At 69.7% G+C, this 23,505-nt stretch carries 13 protein-coding genes and 1 pseudogene; 13 read left to right on the forward strand and 1 reads right to left on the reverse strand.

Annotation, left to right across the window (positions count from 1 at the left end):
- Positions 1-563 precede the first annotated feature (563 nt).
- Together AC07AB_RS38680 and AC07AB_RS38685 are read left to right on the forward strand one after the other, a co-directional pair.
- The gene (locus tag AC07AB_RS38680) at positions 564-782 is read left to right on the forward strand and encodes an MbtH family protein (protein WP_478577029.1); all 219 of its coding nucleotides are present in this window, start codon (positions 564-566) and stop codon (positions 780-782) included.
- 51 nt (positions 783-833) lie between these two features.
- Positions 834-1,334 (forward strand): helix-turn-helix domain-containing protein, encoded by a 501-nt coding sequence (locus AC07AB_RS38685; protein ID WP_478577031.1) that lies wholly within the window; start codon positions 834-836, stop codon positions 1,332-1,334.
- On the opposite strand, the gene AC07AB_RS38690 is transcribed toward AC07AB_RS38685, so the two are convergent.
- A complete protein-coding gene (locus AC07AB_RS38690) occupies positions 1,331-2,044 on the reverse strand; it encodes a tryptophan 2,3-dioxygenase family protein (RefSeq protein WP_478577034.1) in 714 nt (237 codons plus the stop codon). The genes AC07AB_RS38685 and AC07AB_RS38690 overlap by 4 nt on opposite strands.
- A 335-nt stretch (positions 2,045-2,379) precedes the next feature.
- On the opposite strand from AC07AB_RS38690, the gene AC07AB_RS38695 reads away from it, so the two are divergent.
- From AC07AB_RS38695 to AC07AB_RS38745, 11 genes and pseudogenes are all read left to right on the forward strand, one after another.
- Entirely contained in the window at positions 2,380-4,161 is a 1,782-nt protein-coding gene (locus AC07AB_RS38695) for a non-ribosomal peptide synthetase (protein ID WP_478577037.1), read from the forward strand.
- 73 nt (positions 4,162-4,234) lie between these two features.
- On the forward strand, positions 4,235-8,884 hold the full coding sequence (locus AC07AB_RS38700) for a non-ribosomal peptide synthetase (RefSeq protein WP_478577039.1): 4,650 nt from the start codon (positions 4,235-4,237) through the stop codon (positions 8,882-8,884).
- The gene (locus AC07AB_RS38705; protein WP_478577041.1) at positions 8,881-12,954 is read left to right on the forward strand and encodes a non-ribosomal peptide synthetase; all 4,074 of its coding nucleotides are present in this window, start codon (positions 8,881-8,883) and stop codon (positions 12,952-12,954) included. The genes AC07AB_RS38700 and AC07AB_RS38705 overlap by 4 nt, the downstream gene beginning before the upstream one ends.
- Positions 12,951-14,114 carry a Gfo/Idh/MocA family oxidoreductase gene (locus AC07AB_RS38710; protein ID WP_478577043.1) on the forward strand — a complete coding sequence of 388 codons (1,164 nt, stop codon included), beginning with the start codon at positions 12,951-12,953 and terminating at the stop codon, positions 14,112-14,114. The genes AC07AB_RS38705 and AC07AB_RS38710 overlap by 4 nt, the downstream gene beginning before the upstream one ends.
- A 112-nt stretch (positions 14,115-14,226) precedes the next feature.
- Positions 14,227-15,987, forward strand: coding sequence for an ABC transporter ATP-binding protein (locus tag AC07AB_RS38715; RefSeq protein WP_478577044.1), 1,761 nt, complete (start codon positions 14,227-14,229; stop codon positions 15,985-15,987).
- Entirely contained in the window at positions 15,984-17,699 is a 1,716-nt protein-coding gene (locus AC07AB_RS38720) for an ABC transporter ATP-binding protein (protein ID WP_478577047.1), read from the forward strand. The genes AC07AB_RS38715 and AC07AB_RS38720 overlap by 4 nt, the downstream gene beginning before the upstream one ends.
- A gap of 6 nt (positions 17,700-17,705) precedes the next feature.
- Positions 17,706-18,506 carry a thioesterase II family protein gene (locus tag AC07AB_RS38725; RefSeq protein ID WP_478577050.1) on the forward strand — a complete coding sequence of 267 codons (801 nt, stop codon included), beginning with the start codon at positions 17,706-17,708 and terminating at the stop codon, positions 18,504-18,506.
- Positions 18,507-18,612: 106 nt separating this feature from the next.
- Positions 18,613-19,080 (forward strand): annotated as a pseudogene (locus tag AC07AB_RS38730) (MptD family putative ECF transporter S component); the annotation flags it as partial.
- Between the two features lie 64 nt (positions 19,081-19,144).
- Positions 19,145-20,368 carry an ATP-binding cassette domain-containing protein gene (locus AC07AB_RS38735; protein WP_478577051.1) on the forward strand — a complete coding sequence of 408 codons (1,224 nt, stop codon included), beginning with the start codon at positions 19,145-19,147 and terminating at the stop codon, positions 20,366-20,368.
- Between the two features lie 150 nt (positions 20,369-20,518).
- On the forward strand, positions 20,519-22,363 hold the full coding sequence (asnB, locus tag AC07AB_RS38740) for an asparagine synthase (glutamine-hydrolyzing) (RefSeq protein WP_478577053.1): 1,845 nt from the start codon (positions 20,519-20,521) through the stop codon (positions 22,361-22,363).
- 807 nt (positions 22,364-23,170) lie between these two features.
- Positions 23,171-23,503, forward strand: coding sequence for a hypothetical protein (locus tag AC07AB_RS38745; protein WP_478577056.1), 333 nt, complete (start codon positions 23,171-23,173; stop codon positions 23,501-23,503).
- The last annotated feature ends 2 nt before the right edge of the window (positions 23,504-23,505 follow it).

Raw genomic sequence — 23,505 nt, forward strand, 5'->3', positions numbered from 1 at the left:
ACGACACTCGGGCCCTCGGCCTGCACAGCCTCATCCACGGCACGAAAACGGTCCACCGACTCCGTCCGCAGACCGTCATGAAACTTCGAGGCTAGGACTACCTGGAGCACATCCTCGACCTGAAAGGGGCATGCGTCTTCCCTGACGCTTAGTCAGGAAGTAGTGGGCTCCCGTCCGTTCGTGCTGGTGATCCGACGTCACCAGCAGTGGACGGGCGGGAGCCTTGGCGTGTGTCCGCCAGCGAGGGGCGAGTTTTCTTGCGCGTATGGTTTTCCCATTGAAGCCTTCACCGGTGAGATCGTTGGCTGGTGCGGTCCTATGCATGCAACCGCGCTGCGCCCGGCGGTGTTGATTTCTCCATTCCTCATGTGAAAAACGCACAGGGGCGAATGCGAAGTGACTCTGTCGCGGTGATTTATCAGACTGCTAAAGTTCTCACGACTTCCTGAGATGTGGATCATGGAGCTGCGGCGGAACCGGCATGGCGAATGCCGTTTCGGTGCGATGGTTCTGTGTCGCCTCGATTCCTGGAAGGAATCCATCCGACCGAGGGGATTTTAGGCATGCCCAATCCGTTCGAGGACAACAGTCGTGACTACTTGGCGCTATGCAATGACGAAGAGCAGTACTCGCTGTGGCCGGACGGCATAACCGTGCCCGATGGCTGGCGAGTTGTGTTCGGGCCGGCGCCTCGGAAGGATACGGTCGAATTCGTCGAGCAGACCTGGACGGACATGCGGCCCAAGAGCCTGCGGGACGCGATGGCCGCGTGCCAGGGCTGAGTGTGTCTCACTTCTCAAATCCAACAGAACACCCTTGCTTGGAGAATCCCTGTGAAGGTTTATGCGAAGAATCGGGTCAAGTTTGTTCGCTGGCCGGCCGAGAGTGAGATACGAGAGCAATGCAGGGTCCGCGGGCATCTTTGTCTTCTGGTCGTCGAGCACGGTGCGCCGCCGCCGGAGCAGCTGAGTCTCCACGAGGACTGGGTGCGGCCTCCCATTGTCCGGAAAGACCTCCAAGCCCGAGTCAGCCAGCTGGCGGATCGGGCTGTTCTCAAGTCGAAGCCTGTGCTGGATCCGGCGGGAATCCTCTACTTCAAGGACGCGTCCGTCTCGATCTCCTTGACGCAGTGCGAGATGCTGGCGCCGCTGGTGGCCCGATACGGACAGGTCATCGCTCGGGCCGAATTGCGGGACATCCTCGAACGCTCCGGGGCCAGCTCCTCCAGCAATGCGCTCGACCTGCATGTGATGCGGTTGCGTCGGCGCCTTCAGCTCGTCGGGCTCGCCGTGCGCAATGTCTGGGGACGCGGTTTCGTCCTTGAGCCCGCCTAGGCGACGCTGAGCCCGACGTGCGCTTGACTGCGCAGCTCGCGCAGCTGCGAGAACGGAAGCGTGCAGCGGCTGAGCAGGTGGTCGGCCCCTGACGTGCCGCCGGTCCCGGGCTGGCTGCCCATGATCTTTGTGACCAGACTGATGTGACCCACTTGCCAGCGCCAGAAGCCGTTGCCGATGTCGAGCAGTGCTTCGATGATCCGGTAGTAGATGTTCGCCTCGACGCCCATGAGCGCCAGGCCGGCGACGGTCTGCTCAGACCTGGCCACCCATGTGGTGAACGATTCGTACAAGGGCCCGTCGTGCTCGGCGTTGCCGATGAGGTGGGCAAGCCGGTGGAACTGCTGCGACTGCGCGCCGCTCGCGGTTCCGAGCAGCGGCCGGAACGCGGCGAAATCGGATAGGGGAAGCCGGTCGAGCGCCGTCAATTGACAGTGCAGCAGGCGGATGAGTTCCGCCGTACGCTGCAGCAGATCGACGATCCCTTCCGCATGGGACGTGTCTTCGGTCGTCGTGAAGGCATCAACGACGGCCTCCATGTCGGCGATGATCTGCCTGAGCCACAGTTCGCTCGCCTGGTGCGCGATGATGAAGAACTGCTCCGAAAGCACAGTGGACTTCATGGCCACCGCCCCTGCAGTGCGGGGCTTCTGGAGGGACAGCAAAGTGTCCAGCTCCAGGTAGTTCCGATAGTTCAGTTCCTCGGTCACTTTGATTCCCTCTCTCCGTGACGAACTCAAGCGTGCGGTGCGCACGTCCGGACAGTGGCGCAGGGTCGCCAGGCACTGACCCATCATGGGGTGATCAGGTGACCTCTGCGCATTCAGAGAAAGAGTTCTTTCACGGCTTCGGTGGCCAATGGAGCCGCGTGACATCTTCGATGCCCAATCGGCTACACATACAGAGGACGTATAGACCGGTGCGCAAGACCTACAGATCGGCAGAGAAGACGTATAGAAGGCCTGGCAAGAATGTGCCGGGTCGCCGAGACCGCGAATCATATTCGTTTGGTTCGTACTCGAACTGTGTAGGAGGATGAGCGGAGTTGGATACCATTTCGAATCTGTTCGAGTCCACGGTTGCCAAGTCGGGTGAGGCTCCGGCGGTCGTTTTCGAGGACACCATCGTCGGTTATGCCGAGTTGAACGCGAGCGCGAATCGCCTCGCCAGGCGACTGATCGCAGCCGGCGTGGGCCCGGACTCCCTGGTCGCGGTCGCGACACCACGGTCGCCCCGTTTGATCGTCGCTGTGCTCGCCGTGCTGAAGGCGGGCGGCGCCTATCTGCCGCTCGACCCGAACTATCCGGCCGAGCGGCTGGCCCACATGGTCGTGGACGCGCGGCCGGTCCTCCTGTTGCGTACGGAGGATGTCACCGCGCTGCACCTGGGCGTGCCGGAACTGGTGCTCGACGACCCGGACGTCGAGCAGGCGTGCGCACAGGAGAGCGGTGACGACATCGCCGCGGACGAGCGGCTCGCACCGCTGACACCCGCCCATCTGATGTACGTCATCTACACCTCCGGCTCCACCGGCGTCCCCAAGGGCGTCGCGGTCAGCCAGGAGGGCGTTGCGGATCTGGTCTCGACCCAGGCCGCGGCGTACGCGGTCGGCTTCGCCGACCGGGTGCTGCAATGGGCGTCCTTCAGTTTCGACGCCTGGTTCTGGGACTTCGCGCTGGCGCTGCTGCACGGCGCGACCCTCGTGATGGCCACGCAGGACGACCTGATGCCGGGGGAGTCGCTCCGCGAGACGATCCTGAAGCGCGACGTCAAGCACGCGGTCCTGCCACCGGTGGCGCTGGGTGCCACCGACAGCGAGGACCTGCTGCCCGGCGGCACGATCACGTCCACCGGTGATGTCTGCACCAGGTCTCTGGCCGAGGAGTGGTCCAAGGGCCGGCGCCTGTTCAACGCCTACGGTCCCACCGAGATGACTGTGGGCGCGACGATCGGCGGACCGGTCGAGCGCGTCCAGGAGGAGGTCTCCATCGGGCGTCCGTGGGACGGCGGCGCGGTCTATGTGCTCGACGAAGAGCTGCGCGATCTGCGTGACGGCCGGGAGGGCGAACTGTACCTGGCGGGAAGCGGGGTGGCCCGCGGCTACCTCAACCGCCCTGGCCTGACGGCCGCACGCTTCGTCGCCGACCCGTACGGCCCTCCCGGCAGCCGGATGTACCGGTCGGGGGACCGTGGAAGGCACGAGCCGGACGGTGAGCTCTTCTTCACCGGCCGGGTCGACCACCAGGTGAAGGTCCGCGGTTTCCGTGTCGAACTCGGCGAGATCGAGACCCGGTTGGAGAACCACCCGGCGGTGGAGATGGCTGTCGCCGCCGTGGCGGGCGGGGACGTGGCCACCGAGTACATCGTTGCCTACGTCAAGCCGTCGGCACGGCACGCCGTCTCTGAGGCGCAGGTGCGCCACCATGCGCGCCGCATGCTTCCCGAGCACATGATTCCGTCGCACGTCGTCGTGGTTGAGGAGTTCCCGACGACGCTGAACGGGAAGGTCGACCGCAAAGCGCTCGCCGAGCGGGCGTCCACCACCGCGGCCGCCTCGTCTGCCCCTGCCCGGCTCGCCGTGTCCGACGCGCGCGAGCCGGACTCGTCCGAGCAGATCGTGTGCGCTCTGGTGAGCGAGACATTGAATGTCCACGAAGTGACGCCGCAGGACAACTTTTTCGACTTGGGCGGCCACTCGGTGCTCGCCGCGAAACTGGCCGGCCGGTTCCGCAAGGACCTCGGGGTGAGCGTGCCGATGCGCGCGATGTTGACGGCCCGGAACCTGGCCGAACTCGCGCAGGTCGTGGAGGAGGCCCTGCGGACCTGACGCGGCGGCGGCACGCATCCCGGCTTCTCATGAATATGCGATCACTCTCGTCACGCAACCAGGGGGTTTGGAAATGTCAGCGGAGCACGTTGAAGGAGGAGCGGGGACGCTCGTCGCCGCCCTGCCTGCAATGGACCGGGGCGCCCTGCGCCGTATGGTCTCCGACCTCCTCGGCATCGAGCTGACCGCGTCGGACGATGACAGCAACCTTTTCGAACTCGGGCTGCAATCACTGGAGTTGATGCGCCTCGCCAATCGGCTCGGCGGGGTCGCCGGCGAGCTCAGCTTCACCCAGCTGTCCGACGACCCGCGCCTTTCGGCCTGGTTCGAACTCCTCACCCCCGGCGCGGCGGCCGCGGCACAGGCTCCGCAGCCGCCCGCGCCCGGCGGTGTACCAACTGGCGACGCACCGGAAGAACAGCCCTTCCCGCTCACCCCGGTGCAGCAGGCGTATCTGTTCGGCCGCACCGACGACCAGCCGCTCGGCGGCGTCAGCTGTCATGCCTACCTGGAATTCGACGCGCGGGACGTGGCGCCAGGCCGTCTGGAGCGGGCCGTACGCGCCCTGATCGAGCGGCACCCCATGCTCCGGGCGACGTTCGGCGACGACGCGACGCAGCGCATCACGACCCGGTCCGCGTGGCCGGGCGTCACGGTTCACGACCTGCGCGAGCGCACGTCCGACGAGGCACAGGCGGCCGCGCTCGCCCTGCGCCGGAGGCTCTCGCACCGGCGCCTCGAGGTCACGCGCGGAGAGGTCATCGACGTCCAGGTGACCCGGTTCCCGCACGGCGTGGAACGGCTCCACTTCAACGTCGACCTCCTCGCCTCCGACCTGGCCAGCATCCGCGTACTCCTCGCCGACCTGGCCGCCCTGTACGACGACCCGGACCACCCCGAGGGCCTCGACACCCTGACGTACTCCTTCAGCCGGTACCTCGCGGACCAGGAAGCGGTACGCGGCCCGGAGCGCGAGCGGGCGCGCGCCTACTGGCAGCAGCGGCTGCCCTCGCTGCCCGGCGGGCCGAAGCTGCCGCTCGCGGTCGACCCCGAGGCGGTCGACGTGCCCAGGTTCGTGCGCCGCTCCCGCGGGCTCACCGCACAGGAGTGGCAGGTCATGGAGCGCCGGGCGCGCGCGGCGGGGGTGACGCCGTCGGTGGTGCTTGCCACCGCGTTCGCCCTGATCCTCGGACGCTGGAGCGGGGACGAGCACTTTCTGCTCAACCTGCCGATGTTCGACCGCAACGTCGACGCACACCCCCAGATCCACCGCATCGTGGCCGACTTCACCGGCCTGGTGCTGCTCGAAGTCGACCTCACCGGCGGCAGCTTCGCCGAGTGCGCACGCGCCGTGCAGAAGCAGATGCACGAGGACATCGGCAACGCCGCCTACTCCGGCGTCGACGTACTGCGTGACTTCATCCGTGCCGATGTCGACACCCCCCGCACGGCGCCGGTCGTCTTCGCCTGCGACCTGTCCGCGCCGCTCGTGCCGGACGCGTTCGCGGATCGCTTCGGCGAGGCGACGTGGATGATCTCCCAGACCTCGCAGATCTGGCTCGACCACCAGGTCTACCGCACCCGTGACGGCGGCGTGCTCCTGGTGTGGGACGCCGTCGAGGAGCTCTTCCCGGACGGTGTGCTCGACGCGATGATGGCGGCCTACGAGGACCTGGTCCGGGGCCTGCTGGCCGGTGCCTGGGACACCACGCTGCCGCAGATACCCCTGCCAGCCGCGCAGCAGCTGCGGCGCACGGAGGTCAACACGCAGACCCGCACGGTCACCGGCAACCTGCTGCACACCGTGTTCTTCGACCGTGCCGCTCAACGGGCCCAGGAACCCGCCCTGTTGTGGGGCGAGAACGGCACACTGGCCCACGACGAGCTGGCCCGGCAGGCGCTGAGCATCGCCGGTGCCCTGGCCGAACGCGGTGTCGGCTGCGGCTCGTACGTCGCCGTGACCGCGCCGAAGGGCCCGCAGCAGATCGCGGCCGTGCTCGGGGTACTGGCCGCGGGTGCCGCCTACGTGCCGATCGGCGTCGACCAGCCGGCCGAGCGGCGCGCCCGCATCCTGGAACTCAGCGGCGCCCGCGTACTGCTCGACGGCAGCGGGCAGCCGGAGCTCGCCGCCGACAGCCCCGGCATCGACGTACTGCCCATCGACACGGCGCTGCGGGCCCGCCCGCTGACCGCGCCGGTGGCCGCCGACCCCGACGACGTCGGCTACGTCATCTTCACCTCGGGCTCGACGGGCCTGCCCAAGGGGGTCGAGGTCAGCCACCGCGCCGCTGTCAACACCGTCGAGGACATCAACGAACGGTTCGGCATCGGGTCCGGTGACCGGGTCCTCGCGGTGTCCGCGCTCGACTTCGACCTCTCGGTGTGGGACATCTTCGGGTTCCTCGCGGAGGGCGGCGCCGCCGTCCTGGTGTCGGAGTCCGGCCGGCGCGATGCCGCCGAGTGGCTTGCGCTGTGCCGACGGCACTCGGTGACCGTCTGGAACACGGTGCCGGCCCTGCTCGACATGGCCCTGACTGCGAACGGCGACGAGACCTTCCCCGCAGCGCTGCGCCTGGCCCTGCTCTCCGGCGACTGGATCGGCCTCGACCTGCCCGGGCGACTTGCCCGCGCTGCCGCCGGCCGATGCCGCCTGATTGCACTCGGCGGTGCCACCGAGGCCGCCATCTGGTCGAACGCGTACGAGGTCGCCGAGGTCCCGCACGGCTGGCCCTCCGTCCCGTACGGAAAGCCGCTGCGGAACCAGAAGTACCGGGTGGTCGACGGGCGTGGCCGGGACTGCCCCGACTGGGTGGCCGGGGAACTGTGGATCGGCGGTACGGGTGTCGCCCTCGGCTATCGCGGCGACCCCGAGCTGACCGCGGCGCGCTTCCCCGAGCGGGACGGGGAGCGCTGGTACCGCACTGGCGACGTCGGCCGGTACCGGCCCGACGGCCTCCTGGAGTTCCTCGGGCGCCTGGACCACCAGGTGAAGATCAACGGATTCCGGGTGGAACTGGGCGAGATCGAGACCTGCCTGCAGGCACACCCCACGGTCGCGCAGGCCGTGGCCGTGCCCTTCACCGAGGGACACAGCGAGTTGCTTGCCGCGGTGGTCGAGCACACACCGGCGGCGGAGCGGCCCGCACCGGAGGCGGCTGAGGCAGCCGACGGCGATGCGCAGCGCAACGTCTTCCTGTCGCCCCCGACCACCGGTGAGGCAGCGGACGATCCGCAACTGCACGAGCACCGGCTGGTGGAGGCGGTACTCGGCGGTGTCGTCGAGCCGCTGGTCGGGCAGGGCGGCGCGGCGGCGTCCACGGCGTCGACGGCGTCCACGGTGGTGTGCGCCGAGCAGCGGCCCGTTGTCGACATCTGGCTCGACTACCTGACCGAGCGCTCCGTCCTCGTACGCCGCCCTGACGCGACGTACGAGCCCGGTCCCCGGTGGGCCGAGGTGACCGACGAGACCTGGATCAAGCAGGTGCGCACCGCCACCGGCGGGACACCCTTCGAGACGGTCGCCACCGCCCTGGAATGGGCAGGCCCGCTCTTCGCGGCCATCGTGTCCGGCGACGCCGACGCCACCGCTCTGCTCGACGACCCGGTCCTCGCGCCGGAGGCCCTGGGCGACCTGATGCCCGGGACGGCGGCGTGCCTCGCCTCCGTCGCGCACGACCTGCGGGCCCGCGGCGGTGACACCGCACAGGCCGTCGCGGAGTGGGACGTGGCCGGTGGCCGCGGCACCGCACGGCTGCTGGAACAACTCCCAGCGGATACCGCAGAGTTCACGCTGCTCGGCGCCACCAGGCCGACACTGGCCAAGGCTCAGACGCTACTGCAGGACCGCGGGCACAACCCGCACACGGCGGTGCAGGGCCCGGCCGCGATCGCCGCCCAGCACGTGCACGCCTTCGACGCCGTCGTGGCCAACAACGCCCTGCACCGCCTCCCTGACCCGGAGACGGCCCTGGCCACCGTGGCCCTGCTGCTCGCCCCGGGCGGCCGCCTCTATCTGCTCGAACGCGGCCGCCCGAGCCCGCTCGCGCTGGTGACCGCACTGCCGCTGGAGGCGCGCGCGGGCCGCTTCGAGCAGGCCGGGCCGCACTCCGGGTGGCTCTACGACAGCGAGCGCTGGGCCCGGGCCTGCGTTGCGGCCGGCCTGAGCGAGGTGACGGTGGTACGCACCGAGGCCACCGGCGAGATCCTGCTCCGCGCGGACCGGCCCGAGGCGGCTACCGGCGTCGACGCGGACGAACTGCGCCGCTGGGCGGTCGGCCGACTGCCCGAGCACATGGTGCCCGGCCGGTTCGCCGTGCTGCCCGCGCTGCCGCTGAGCGCCAACGGAAAGATCGACCGCGGGCAGATCCGTACGGCCCTTGAACACTCCGTCGACCGGCCCCGGGACGTGGGCGATCCGCCGCAGGGCGGCACCGAGCTCTTCGTCGCCGAACAGTGGACGAAGCTCCTCGGACTCGACGTGGTGGGCCGGGACGAGAACTTCTTCCGGCTCGGCGGCGACAGCCTGCTCGCGACCCGCTTCGTCGGCGAGGTACGCGACGCCCGGGGCGTCGAACTGCCCATGCGCGAGGTGATGCGCACACCGACCGTCGCCGGCCTGGGTGTGCTGATCGACCAGCTCGTGACCGATGCCGGTGCACGGCAGGACGGCGGCCCAGACAACGGCTGGGACGACGGCGACGACTGCGAAGAAGGTGTGGTGTGAACGCCAACGAACTGCTCGACGAGTTCCGAAGCGCCGGTATCCGGCTGTGGCGTGAGGGCGAGCAACTGCGCTTCCGCGCCCCCCGCGGCGTCATGGACGATCGGCGGCTCGCGGAGCTGCGCCGCTGCAAGGCGGAGCTGCTGTCCCTCGTGGCCGACGCCGACGAGGGCCCGCAGCCGGGGCGTTCCCCCGACCGGACCACGGTGTGGCAGGACCGGCCCGAGGAGCGCGAACAGCCCTTCCCGCTCACGGACATCCAGTCGGCCTACCTGTTCGGCCGCAACGCGGGCTTCGACTACGGCGGGGTCTCCTGCCACATCTACCTGGAGTTCGACTATCCGGCCGACCTCGACGCAGGACGGCTGCAGCAGGCGTGGGACGGCCTGGTGGAGCGCCACGACACCCTGCGCACCGTGATCGGTGAGGACGGCACCCAGCGGGTGCTGCCCGCGCTGCGGGACACCGGCATCGCGGTCGCCGACCTTCGCTCCGCGGCGGACGACACGGTGGACAAGACGATCGGCACCGTACGCGACGAGCTGTCCCACAAGGTGCACCCCGCGGGCGAACGCCCCATGTACGAACTGCGCCTGACCCAGGCCCCACAGCGCAGCGTGCTGCACGTGTCGGTCGACTTCATGGCCCTCGACTGGCTCAGCATGCAGCAGGTCCTCTCCGAGCTTGACCGCCGCTACCAGGAGCCGGAGTGCGAACTCCCGCCGCTGGACGCCACGTTCCGGGACTACGTGCTCGCCGAGCGCCGGCTGCGCGACACGGAGCAGTACTCGCGCGACCGTACGTACTGGTGGGACCGCGTCGACGAGCTGCCCGGCGCGCCGGCGCTGCCGCTGCGCGACGACCTCGACCCGGCGACAGCGCCGCCGCGGTTCAGCCGCCTGACGGCGTCCCTGGACCAGCGGGTGTGGCAGGCGCTGAAGCAGCGCGCCGTCGGGCACGGCATCACCCCGGCCACCGCGGTGGTGGCCGCGTACGTGGAGACTATCGGCCGCTGGAGCAGCGGTGAACGCTTCTGCATCGGACTTCCCGTGCTCAACCGGATGCCGCTGCATCCCCAAGTCGACCAGCTGTTCGGTGACTTCACCTCGCTGAGCCTCCTGGCCGTCGAGGGCGGCGGCAGCACGAGCTTCGCCGAGCGGGCCAGGGCTCTCGGTGAGCGCATGTTCGACGACCTCGACCACCGGCTGTGCAGCGGTGTGGAGGTGCTGCGCGAGCTCGCCCGGCGCCGCGGGCGCGAGGCGGCGGTGTTGCCCGTGGTGTTCACCGGCAGCATCGGCGTCGGGGGCGGCGCCGCGGTGTCGGCCGCGGGCCGCAACCCGCGTCCGGTGTACGGCATCAGCCAGACCCCGCAGGTGTGGATCGACTGCCAGGTGGGCGACCCGTTCGGCAGCCTGGACATCAACTGGGACGTACGGGACGGGATCTTTCCCGACGGCATGGCGGATGCCATGTTCGTCGCGTTCGAGCAGCTCCTCGGTCGCCTCGCCGCGGACGACGCGGCGTGGCAGGCGGTCGAACCGCAGCCGCTGCCGGACCGGCAGCGCAGCGTGCGCGCCACGGTGAACGGGACTGCGGCACCGGTGCCGGACGGCCTGCTGCACGAGCCGCTCGTGAACTTCGCGCGCACCCATCCCGAGCGGGTCGCGGTCGTCGACGCCGCCGGATCGCTCACCTACAGGGAGTGGCTCGGGCGAGCCGCCGGTGTGGCCGAGCAGCTGCGGGCCGCGGGCTGCCGCCCCGGCGAGTTCGTCGGCGTCCTGATCGACAAGAGCCGGGAGCAGGCCGTAGGGGTGCTCGGCGTGCTGCTCGCGGGTGGCGTGTATGTGCCGGTCGACCTCGGCCAGCCGACGGCCCGCCGGGACCGCATTCTCACCGGCAGCGGCTGCCGGTTCGCGGTCGTCGCGGGCGCCACGGCCGCCGCGCCGCCGTCCGGCGTGCACGCCGTGGACGTGACCGGGGTGCGCGAGGTGCCGGCGGCCGAGGTCCCCGAGGGTTCCCCGGTGGCGCCCGATGAACTCGCTTACGTCATGCACACCTCGGGCTCGACCGGGGTGCCGAAGGGCGTGATGATCACTCACCACGCCGCCGCCAACACGGTGCACGACATCAACCGGCGCTTCGGCGTCAGCGATCGCGACCGGGTCCTCGGCCTCGCGGCGCTCAGCTTCGACCTGTCGGTCTACGACCTGTTCGGCCCGACGGCCGTCGGCGCTACGCTGGTGCTGCCGGACCCCGCGCACCGGGGTAATCCCGCGCACTGGGCCGCTGTGGTTGCCGAGCACGGCGTGACGCTGTGGAACTCGGTCCCCGCGCAGCTGCAGATGCTCATGCACTACCTGGACGTCGAGCCCACCGAACTCTCCTGCCTGCGCCTGGCGTTGCTGTCCGGCGACTGGATCCCGCTGGCGCTGCCCGGGCACGCCGAACGGCATCTGCCCGGTGCCGAGCTGGTCAGCCTGGGCGGCGCGACGGAGGCGGCGATCTGGTCGATCTACCACCGCATCAGGACCGTCGAACCGCACTGGCGCAGCATTCCGTACGGCATTCCGCTGGCGAACCAGCGCTTCCATGTATTCGACGGTGCGCTGCGCGACCGCCCGGACCTGGTCGCCGGTGAGCTGTACATCGCGGGCACCGGTCTGGCGACGGGCTATCTCAACGACGCCGAGCGGACCGCGGAGCGGTTCTTCAGGCACCCGCGGACGGGGGAGCGGCTCTATCGCACCGGTGACCTCGGCCTCTATCTGCCCAACGGCGAGATCGAGTTCGCAGGGCGTGCGGACCAGCAGGTCAAGATCCGCGGTCACCGGATCGAACTCGGCGAGGTCGAGGCGGTACTCGGCGAGCATCCCGCGGTGGGCAGCTGTGTGGTCCTCGCGGTGGGCAGCGACGCCTTCGAACGGGCGTTGATCGCCTTCGTGATCCCCAGCGAACCCGGTGCCTCCGTCGACTCCGCGCAGCTTGCCGGCTGGGTGGCCGAGCGACTGCCCGCGCACATGGTTCCGGCGCGGGTGCAGCTCGTCGAGTCCCTGCCGCTGACCACCAACGGAAAGCTCGACCGCAAGCGGCTGCTCGCGTCGGCTCCGGCGCCCGGCGTGCGGCCTGCCCCGAGCGCCGAACCGCCGCATCCAGGTGTGGAGCAGCAGATCGCCGAGCTGTGGGCCGAGGTGCTCGGCGGTGAACTGCCGGGCCGCGAGCAGGGGTTCTTCGACGCCGGTGGCAATTCGCTGCTCGCGGCGCGGTTTGTCGGGCAGGTGCGCGACCGAGTCCCGGAGGCCGCGCAAGTCACCTTCGACGTACTGCTGCGCGCTCTGCTGCACACGCCGACGGTCACCGCGCTCGCCGCGTGGCTGCGGTCCGGCGCCGCGTCGCCGGACGAGTCGGAGGCGAGCGCGACGGAACGGGGCCCGGCGCTGGTTCCGCTGGGCGGCTCGGGGCAGGGGCCGGTGCGGTTGCTTGTGCACGACGGTACGCACGTCCTTGCCGCACACCAGGCACTGATCGCCGAACTCGCCGAGGGAGCCGAGCTGTTCGGGCTCGCCCTGCCGGGGGACGGCCTCGGGCAAGGCCCCGCGCCCGGCCTCGCCGGACAGGACCTGGTCGAGGACCTGGCCGCCGGCTACGCCCGCGCGGTGCGGGCCGCCGGACACGGCGAGGTGGAGATCGTCGGCTACTGCCTCGGCGGCCCGGTCGCCCTGGAGCTGGCCCGGGCCCTGGACGAGGCACAGGTGGCGGTACGTCAACTAACCCTGATCTCGGGCCACCGCACCCCCTGTACGGTGCACGACGACCTCATGGCGGTTGACACGTTCGCGCGCATCGCCGAGGCGGTGGCGCACTGCGAGCCGCAGCCGTACGCCGGGGACCTCACGTTGCTGCGCCCGGCCGACGGCGCGCAGCCGGGAGACGACCCGGCGGGCTTCTGGCGCGAGGTGTGTCTGGGCGACGTGACGGTGCTCGACATTCCCGGCGACCACGACACCTGTCTCCAACCACCGTACGTAGTCGGGTTGTCGGGGAAGATCGCACAGCTACAGGGGGTCGGGCGATGACGGGCGGGACGCCGTGGCCGAAGCGGGTCGTCGTGTGTGGCACGCGCTTCGGGCGGATCTATCTGTCGGCGCTCGCCCGCGCGCCCGAGCGCTACCACCTTGCGGGCATCGTGGCCCGCGGCAGCGACCGCTCCGTGGCGCTCGCCAAGGAGTACGGCGTCCCGCTGTACGCCGGGGTCGGGGAAGTTCCCGACGACGTCGACGCGGCCTGCGTCGTGGTGTCGACCGCGGTTAGCGGCGGTCCGGGCGTCGAGCTGGCCAAGGACCTGCTCGCGCGTGGCATCCACGTACTGCAGGAACATCCGCTGCACCCGGATGAGTTGGCGGACTGTCTGCGCGTGGCGCGCCGCGCCGGGGCCCAGTACCGCGTGAACACGTTCTATCCGTATGCGGAGCCGGTCCGGCGGTTCATCACGGCCGCGCGCCGCCTGGTGGAGCAGCGTCGGCCGGTGTTCGTCGACGCGATGTGCGCGGTGCAGGTCTCCTTCGACCTGCTCGACATCCTGGCCGGGATCTTCGACGGGCTGCGGCCCTGGTCGCTGTCCCCGGTCACCGGTGGCGCCGGCCGCCCGCTGGTCAGCGTGGACGGGCAGGTCGCGGGCGTACCGCTGACGCTGCGGGTGGAGAACCGGATGCGGGCGGGGGATGACAGCAGCAGCCTGCTGCTGCACCGGATCACCGTTGGCACCGACGCGGGCAACCTGATGCTGGCCAATACCCATGGTCCGGTGATCTGGAGTCCGGTGCTCAATGCCCCGCCGGACACGATGGGACAGATCTTCCCGAGCGGAGCGGATGCCCAGGAGCGCTGGCCGGCCGGGCTCGGTGTCACCGGCGACTACGTCGGCCCCGCCGCGACGCCGACCTGGCTGACTGCCGTGGACGAGGTGTGGGGGCACGGGGTGCTTGCCGCCCTGGACGAGTTGTGCGAGCGCATCGACGCCGGCGCGGACCCCTTGCACGGCAGTCAGTTGCCGCTCGCCGTGGCCCGCGCCTGGAAGGAGCTGACGGAGGCTCTGGGCTATCCCGAGGTGGTGCGGCCCGAGCCCGGGCCGCCGTTGTCAACAGCCGATCTGCAAGCGGATCCGAGGCCGATCCGCAGGCCGATCGGCGGGCCGTTTCCGGCCGGTAGCCCGCCGGGCCCCAGGGCGGTACATTAATATCGGAACGCGTTTCTAAATTGATGGGAGACCGATGAACGCGATCGACTCTGCTGAATCGAGGGAGCGGTCCAAGCCGTTATCGGGGGCCGATCCCGCAGCGAAGCCGACCATGCGGACGATCCTGCGCCCGCATGTGTGGAGTTTCGCGGCCGTCGTGATCCTGCAGGTGATCGGTGCTCTCGCGGGCCTCGCCCCGCTGCTCGCGGTCGTCGAGCTTGCGCGCACGATGCTGGCGCCCGGCGCGATCGACCAGGACCACGTCTGGAACGTCGTGATCGCGGGTGCGGCCGGCCTGTTCGTCCGGCTACTGTTCACGGCCGCGTCCTCCGGTATCGGGCATGTCCTCGACGGCAAGGTGCAACTGACGTTCCGCCGTCAACTCGCCGCCCAGCTGGGGCGCGTACCGATCGGGTGGTTCTCGCGCCGCAGGACCGGCGAACTGGCGAAGGTGGTGGGCGAGGACGTCAGCGCCGTGCACCCGTTCATCGCCCACACACCCGGTGAGCTCGTCTCCGCGTTCGTGGTACCGCTGGCGTCGCTGATCTACCTCTTCACCATCGACTGGCGGCTCACGCTGATCGCCCTGATCCCGGTGGTCCTCGCCATCGCGCTGGTTCCCCTGATGATGACGCCGAAGCGGCTGCGCGAGCAGGAGGAGTTCGACACAGCCATGGGCCTGATCTCCAACTCCGTCGTGGAGTTCGTGGAGGGCATCTCGGTGGTCAAGGCGTTCGGCGGATCCGGGCGCGCCCACCGCAAGTTCATCAGCGCCGCGGACCACTTCGTCACCATTTTCAACCGGTGGGTCCACGGTATCTCCCGGATCGCCGCAGGGATGCAGCTCGTCCTGTCGCCGCCCTTCGTGCTCCTTGTCGTGCTGATCGGCGGCACCGCCCTGATCACGGATGGCAGTCTGGCCCCGGCCGATCTGCTGCCCTTCCTGCTCCTCGGCCTCGGGCTGACCGCACCGGTCGCGGCCCTCGGCCACGGTTTCGACGAGATGCAGGCGGCCGGGCGCGCGGTCGGCCGGATCCGGGACGTCCTCGAGGTGGAGCCACTGCCACAGCCGCCCCACCCGGCACAACCGCAGGGGCACCGGGTGGAGCTGCGCGACGTCCGCTTCGCCTACGAAGAGGACCACGAGGTGCTGCGCGGCATCGACCTGGCGCTCGAGCCGGGCACGGTCACCGCCGTCGTCGGATCGTCGGGCAGCGGCAAGTCCACCCTGGTCCAACTGCTGCCGCGGTTCTTCGACCCGACCCAGGGCTCAGTCACCCTCGGCGGCGTCGACCTGCGCGAGCTCGCCGGCCGGGACCTGTACCGGATGGTCTCCTTCGTCTTCCAGGACGTACGGCTGCTGCGCGCGTCCGTCGCGGACAACATCGCCCTCGCCGTCCCGCACGCCGACCTCGAGGACGTGGTGCGCGCCGCAAAGCTGGCCAACATCCACGAGCGCATCCTCGAACTGCCCCGCGGATACGACTCGGTGATCGGTGAGGACGCCGGCCTCTCGGGCGGCGAGGCACAGCGGATCGCGATCGCGCGTGCCCTGCTCGCCGACGCACCTGTCCTGGTCCTCGACGAGGCGACCGCGTTCGCCGACCCGCAGACCGAGCAGGCCGTGCGCCAGGCCCTGGCGACGCTGCAGGGCGACCGTACGGTCCTGGTGATCGCCCACCGCCTGGAGACGATCGCCGACGCCGGCACCGTCGTCATGCTCGCGGACGGGCAGATCGTGGAGCGCGGCACACGGTCCGAACTCCTCGCGGCAGGCGGCAAGTTCGCCGCGTTCTGGCAATCCCACCAGGCGGCGGTCGGCGACGACCTCGCTTCCGACGGTGGCGTACTGCAAGGAGACGAGCCCCGATGATCCGCATGCTCCTTCGTGTCCTCGGCAGCGAGTACGCCCCGCCGCTGCGACGCACCGTGACGCTGATGACGGCGACCGCGGTGGCCGAGGGCCTGTCCTACGCACTCCTCGTTCCCGTGCTGCGGGAGCTGTTCGGGAACACACCCGGCGACGCCTGGCCCTGGGTGATCGCGTTCGGGGTGGCGATCGCGCTGTACGCCGTGCTGCGCTACGTCAGCGACCTGTCCGGATTCCACGTCGGCACCGCCCTGTTGCGCGGCATGTACCACCGCCTCGGCGACCATCTGGGCCGGCTGCCGCTCGGCTGGTACAACTCGGGACGCCTCGGCGAGGTGTCCGTCATGGCCAGCAAGGGTGTGCTGCAGGCCATGTCCGTGATCGCCCATCTGCTAGCGCCGTTCGTCTCGGCCAGCGTGACGCCGCTGACCATCGTCGCCGTGATGCTCGTCTTCAACTGGCAGATGGGCCTTGCCGCGCTGGTCGCCGTCCCGGTCGTGGCGGGGATCCAGATCTGGACGGGACGCTCCACGGCCGCGAACGACGAGGAGCGCGACCGGCGCGACGAGGAGGCCACGGGACGGGTCATCGAGTACCTCCAGGCCCAGCCCGTGCTGCGGGCCGGCGGCCGGACCGCCGAGCGCTTCGAGCTGCTCGACGACTCGCTGCAGGAAGTGCAGAACGCCTCCCGACGCTCCACACTGTCGGCGCTGCCCGGCGCGGTCGGCCTGGGGCTCACCGTGCAGGCGATGTTCACCGGCCTGCTGGCCCTGGGGGCCTATCTGGCGCTCGGTAACAACATCGGGGTGGCGGAGACCCTGACGATCCTGGTGCTCGCCGCACGCTGCGCCGATCCGCTGCTCTCCCTGACGGATATCGGTGGCAAGCTGCGCGGTGCGCGTTCCGTGCTCGCGAAGCTCGACACGGTGCTGCGTACCGAGCCGCTGCCGGTGGCCCCCGACCCGGTCCAACCGACCAGCCGCGACCTGGAGTTCGACAACACCACCTTCCGGCACGGCGACCACACGGTGGTCGACGGCGTGTCCCTTTCCATTCCCGAGGGCTGGCGGATCGCCGTCGTCGGACCGTCGGGCGCGGGCAAGAGCACCCTGCTTCAACTGCTTGGCCGGTTCCATGACGTGGACGCGGGCGCGGTGCGCGTGGGCGGCGTCGACGTACGCGCCATCGACCCGGAAGTGCTCATGGCGCAGATCGCCATCGTCTTCCAGAAGGTCTACCTCTTCGACGGCACGATCGAGGAGAACGTACGCCTCGGACGCCCCGAGGCCACCGATGCCGAGGTGCGGGCGGCAGCGGCCGCGGCACGCCTCGACGAGGTGATCGAGCGGCTGCCCGGCGGCTGGGAGACCAACGTCGGCGAAGGCGGCGCACTGCTGTCCGGCGGTGAACGCCAGCGCGTCTCGATCGCGCGCGCCCTGTTGAAGGACGCGCCGATCGTGCTCCTCGACGAGGTGACCTCCGCACTCGATCCGATCAACGAGGCGGCCGTCCAGGAGGGCATCGAGCGCCTGATGACGGGCCGGACCGTGGTGATGGTCGCGCACCGGATGCGGACTGTGCGTCGCGCCGACCACGTCGTCTTCCTGGACGACGGCCGGATCGCGGAGCAGGGCAGCCACGACGAACTGCTGCACCGCGGCGGCCGCTACGCCGACTTCTGGAGCATCTCCATGGCGCCGGTAGCGGGAGAGTGAGGCGAGATGACTGTCGATCCCCTGGCCCAGCCCCGGCCCGCCGCTGCCGTGCGCAGCCTCGCCCCACGGCCGTACGCCCGCGCCCGGGTGCTGTTCTTCCCGCACGGCGGCGGAAGCGCGAGCTTCTACCGGCCCTGGGCCGATGCTGCCCCCTGGGACGTTGAGTTCCTCGCCGTTCAGTACCCGGGGCGCGAGGATCGCTACGGCGAACCGGTGGCGGCCGACATCCAGGGCCTGGCCGCCGAGTCGGCGGCTGGCCTGACGGCCTACGGGCCGCCGATTCCCACTCTGCTGTTCGGACACAGCATGGGCGCGATTGTCGCCTACGAGGTGGCCCGGCACCTCACGGCGGCGGGTCAACCCCCGGCCGGCCTCGTCGTGTCGGGGCACCCCGCCCCGGAGCTGACCCGGCACGGGCGGGTCCACCTCGGCAGCGATGACGAGCTCGTCGAGGAGCTGCGCGGTACCGAGGCTACGCACCGCGACATCCTCGACAATGCCACGCTCGTCCAGGCCTTCCTGCCCATCATCAGGGGCGACTACCGGCTGAGCGAGACCTACCAGCCGGCATCCGGCGCTCGCCTGCGCACTCCGGTCACGGTCCTGTACGGCGACCGGGATCCCGAGGTCCATGCCTGGGAGGCCGAGGGGTGGCGCGAGGTCACCGACGGCTCGTACGAACAACGCGTCTTCGAGGGCGGCCACTTCTATCTCGACGAGCACCGCGCCCCGGTCGTCGAGCTCCTCACGGTGCACGCGCGCACGGCCTCCGACGCATCGCCGGTGCCGTGGCCGTCGTCCCCCTGACCAACCCGTACGCACACATTCCAGCAGTCGCCCAAGGGGTAGTGACAACGTGACCGTCGAAACCGTCGAAACCGTCGAAACCGTCGAGCCGCGCGTCGATGTGCGGATGAGTCCGAAGGACGTCATCAACATCGGAGTCTTCGGCGCGCTTTACATCGTGACCGTGGGCGTCTTCAACCTGCTCGAATTCATCAACCCGGTGATGACGCTACTGTCGAGCGCGATCAGCATCGTCACGGCGGGCGTACCGTTCATGCTGTTCCTCACCAGAGTCCGGCACGGCGGCATGGTCACCGTATTCGCCGTCATCGTCACCGGGTTCATGCTCCTCATAGGGTCCCCGCCCGTCACCATGCTCATCGGCATCGCGGCCGCGCTCATCGCCGAGGTGGTGCTGCTGGCCGGGCGGTACCGGTCACGGAAGCTGAGCGTCGTCGCGTATGCCGTGTTCAGCACCTGGTTCGCCGGGCTGCTCATGCCGATGCTGTACGCTCGTGCGGACTTTCTATCCAGCCCGTACATGCAGGAGATGGGGGCGGACTACCGCGCCGAGCTGGACTCGCTGCTCTCGCCGGCCGTGCTGATCGGGCCTCATCCCGCACTTCCACGACGGGACGCGCGAGGGCGAGGTCCGCGTGGTGGGCGAGCCGGTCACCGATCTCGCGCAGGTCGGGCGGCTGACGGGCACGGTCCTTCAGCACCCGCGCCGCCAGTTCTTCACCGACGCCGTCGAAACCGAACTGGCCTTCGCCCTGGAGAACTTCGGTACGCCGCCGCAGCGGATCCGGGACCGGGTCGATGAGGTCGTCGCGGACTTCGGTCTGGCCGAACTCACTGGCACGCTCCTGGAGTTGTCGGGCGGTCAGCAGCAGCGCGTGGCCTGCGCCGCGGCCATCACCCATGAGCCGCCGCTGCTGCTGCTCGACGAACCCACCTCCAACCTGTCGCCGCAGGGCCTCGCGGACCTCACCCAGATCCTGCGTCAGCTCAAGGACTTGGGCGCGACCCTCGTCATCGCCGAACACCGCCTGCACTATCTGCGCACCGTCGCCGACCGCATCGTGGTCCTCCACGACGGCCGCGTGGGCAGAGAGTGGACGAGTGAGGAATTCCCGGGCCTTACCGACGACATTCTGCGCCGCGAGGGGCTGCGCAGCTTCCACGAACCCGAAAGGACCCGAGTGCCGCGGATTGTCGCGCACGGCCCGAGCGTGGCACCGGGAGAAAACCCGCAGACCCAAACAGCAACGGCCGACGGGGTCCATTTGCGGGACATTCGCTGCGGCTTCCGCGGCCGCCCCGTCCTCGACCTCGCGGAGGCGTATCTGCCCGCCGGTGCCATCACCGCGGTCACCGGTCCCAACGGCGTGGGCAAGACCACCCTGGCACGCATCCTCGCCGGTCTGCAGCGGCACGCCGGCCACGTGCTCCTCGACGGCCGCCCGCTGTCCCGCGCGCGCCGGCAGCGCGAGACCTCGATCGTCATGCAGGACGTGCAGCGGCAGCTGTTCACCGACAGCGTCACGGCCGAACTGCGCCTGGGCGCCGTACCGGAACACGCCGGGCGCGCCGCCGGCGTCCTCGATGACCTGGGTCTGGACGGCCTGGGGGACCGGCATCCCCTGTCGCTCTCCGGCGGCCAGCAGCAGCGCCTGGTCGTCGCCGCGGCCCGGCTCAGCGGGCGCCGCGTCGTCATCTTCGACGAGCCGAGTTCCGGCGTGGACCGCCGCCACCTGCAGTCGATGACGCGCACCATGCGCGAGGTCGCCGAGGGCGGCGCGGTGGTCGTCCTCATCAGCCACGACGCGGACCTGCTCACGCTGGCCGCCGACCATGAGCTGGGCCTGCGCCCGGTCAGTTGAACGCTGCTGTGCAAAGGCTGAGTGCTCTGCCCGAGCAAGAGCTGAATGCTGTGCCCGTGCAAAATTCACGGGCACAGAGATGAAACGAATATTGCGCGTATTCAGCTGCTCTTGAAAAGTTTGGAAACGCACCGGAAATGGGGTCGTGAGATGTGCGGGATAGCAGGATGGGTGTCCTTCGACAGGGACCTGACGCGCCGCGGTGACGCGCTCGACGCGATGACCGAAACGATGGCCTGCCGGGGCCCGGACGACCGCGGCGTGTACGCGCGGACGCACGCCGGTCTCGGGCACCGGCGCCTGGCCGTCATCGACCTGCCCGGCGGGGCGCAGCCGATGAGCGCGAGCACACCGGCCGGCGAGATCGCCCTGGTGTACTCCGGTGAGGCGTACAACTTCCAGGAACTGCGTGAGCGCCTGAAGGCGCGCGGGCACACGTTCCGCACGGACAGCGACACCGAAGTGGTGCTCCGCTGCTACCTGGAGTGGGGCGAGAGCCTCGTCGACCACCTCGACGGCATGTACGCCTTCGCGATCTGGGACGAGCGCGACCAAAAGCTGCTGCTCGTGCGCGACCGTATGGGGATCAAGCCGCTCTACTACTACCCGACGCCGGACGGGGTGCTCTTCGGCTCCGAGCCGAAGGCGATCCTGGCAAACCCGATGGTGCGCAGGGCAGTTGACACCGACGGGCTGCGGGAGCTGTTCGCGCAGACCAAGGCCCCGGGCTGGGCCCTGTGGAAGGGCATGCGGGAGATGGTGCCGGGTACGCTGATCACCGTGGACCGGCGCGGGCTGCGGGAGCGCACCTACTGGCACCTGCGCGCGACCGAACACACCGACAGCCAGGACGACACCGTGGCCCGCGTACGGGAGATGCTCACGGGCATCGTCGACCGGCAGCTGATCTCGGACGTGCCGCAGTCGGTGCTGCTCTCGGGCGGCCTCGACTCCAGCGCGATCAGCGGTCTCGCGGCCGAGCGTCTCGGCCTGCGGGGCGAGCAAGTCTGTACGATCTCCGTGGACTTCGCCGGCCAGGAGAAGAACTTCGTCCCCGACGAGATGCGCGAGACCCCCGACTCACCGTTCGTGCGGGACGTCGCCGCGCACGTGCGCTCCGCGCACCGCGACGTGGTGCTCAACCCCGCGGACCTCTCGGACCCCGCGGTGCGCCGCGCTGCCGTCGGCGCCCGCGACATACCGAATGGGTTCGGCGACCTCGACAACTCGCTGTATCTGCTGTTCAAGGCGACCAGGGAACAGTCGACCGTAGCCCTGTCGGGGGAGTCCGCCGACGAGGTGTTCGGTGGGTACCCCTGGTTCCACAGCGAAGCGGCCCTGCGCGCCGGCACGTTCCCCTGGATGACGGTCATCCCCCCGCTGAGCCTCACGGCACGGACGGATCACATCGAGCCGGGGCTGCGCAAGCTGCTCGATGTGGAGACCTACACCGCCGACCAGTACGCGGCGGCCCTCGCCGAGGTCGAGTACCTAGACGGGGAGTCCGAGCAGGAGCGGCTCATGCGCACCACGTGCCATCTGCATCTGACGCGCTTCGTCCGCACGCTCCTCGACCGCAAGGACCGGCTGTCGATGGCGGTCGGGCTCGAAGTGCGGGTGCCCTTCTGCAACCACGAGCTCGTCGAGTACGTCTACAACACGCCCTGGTCGATGAAGACGTTCGACGGCCGCGAGAAGAGCCTGTTGCGGCAGGCCGCAGCCCATGTGCTCCCGCAGTCGGTGGTGGAGCGGGTCAAGAGCCCCTACCCGTCGCCGCAGAACCCCAACTACGCGGCGAACCTGCAGCAGCAGGTCAAGGAGATCGGGGCGGAACCGGATGCGCAGGTATTCGCTCTGGTCGACCGGGCTTGGGCTCAGCAGGTGGTGGCCGAGGACCCGGCGCGCATGTCGATCGCGGTCCGGGCGGGCCTGGAGCGCGTGCTTGACCTGCACACCTGGCTGGAGCTGCACGCGCCGGAGCTGATCCTGGACTGACCGCGCCGAGCCGCCCGCGGAGCCTCCTCTCCCGACGCGGCTCGCATCCCACGACGGTGCCCCACCCGTTCCACAGCGCTCACCGGCAGACCTGTCCACCCAGACACGTCCTCAACAGGGACCCCGGCCTTCACCGCCGCCGAGATGGTCTGGTGCAAGGCCTGATCGAGGAAGGCAGCGCTGCGGGTGAGGTTCTGCAGCAGATACCGGGCAGCATCGGCGGTAGGACCGGCGTGCACCTCGTGCACCTGTCAGATGCTCCTCAGCGCCGTCGATGAGACGTGCGATCAGCGCGCGCTGATCTGCGGGCACCGTGGAGTGCCACAGCGTGCTGATCCCGGAGCCTTTTTCTCCTAGGCCCCCAACCCTCAACTGGGCAGCCATGGTGGCGGGCTGGTGCTCCTACCGCACCCAGCACGGATCATCCGCGTATGGGGCGACCCGCCCCCCATCGCGGCGCCCACGTACGACAGCCCCCATCCAGGGCTCTGGCCGCAGTTCTGTGAACCCCCAGGTCAGCGGCGGGACGGGGTGTGGTCTGCCGTGCTGCTCGGTCGCTTTGCGCCGTGGTGTGTCTTCACTCGCTGACATGTGTGCCGGGCTGTCCGTGGCCGCCTCGGCGAGGCCAGGTGCTGCGCGTGCTTCCTGCCATGTGTCTTGGCTGTGGGAAGTTGTCCGTCGCGTCGGGTGGTCCGGGGGAAGTCGGCCTGGTGCCAGGTGGGTTGAGTACTATCAAACTTGTTGCGAAGTTAATCGCCCAGGTGATAACTTTGCAACAAGTTAAAGAGTTTCCTGGAAGGTGGGCGGGTGCTGCAGATTCAGATCGGTGCTGAGCGAGCTGCGGATGCGGGCGACTGGCTGGAGCGGACCACTCTGGGATGGCGTCCGGGTATGAGTGAGGACGAGGCGTGGGAGGCCGGCCGGGGCGTGTGGAAGTTCAATGCCGACCGGGCCCTGTCTCAAGAGGAAGTGCAGATCATCAATGCTGAGGGCATGGTTCTCGCGGTCGCGAAGATCACCGGGATCTCCAAGTGCGGAGACCGCTACGCCCTCGAAGGCGACCTCCTGCGCGGCGATCCGCGCGTCGGCCGTCCCACCCCCAGCCCGCACCTGTCCCGCAACCCTGTCACCTACATCTGAAA

Source organism: Streptomyces sp. NPDC044033 (assembly GCF_056434425.1).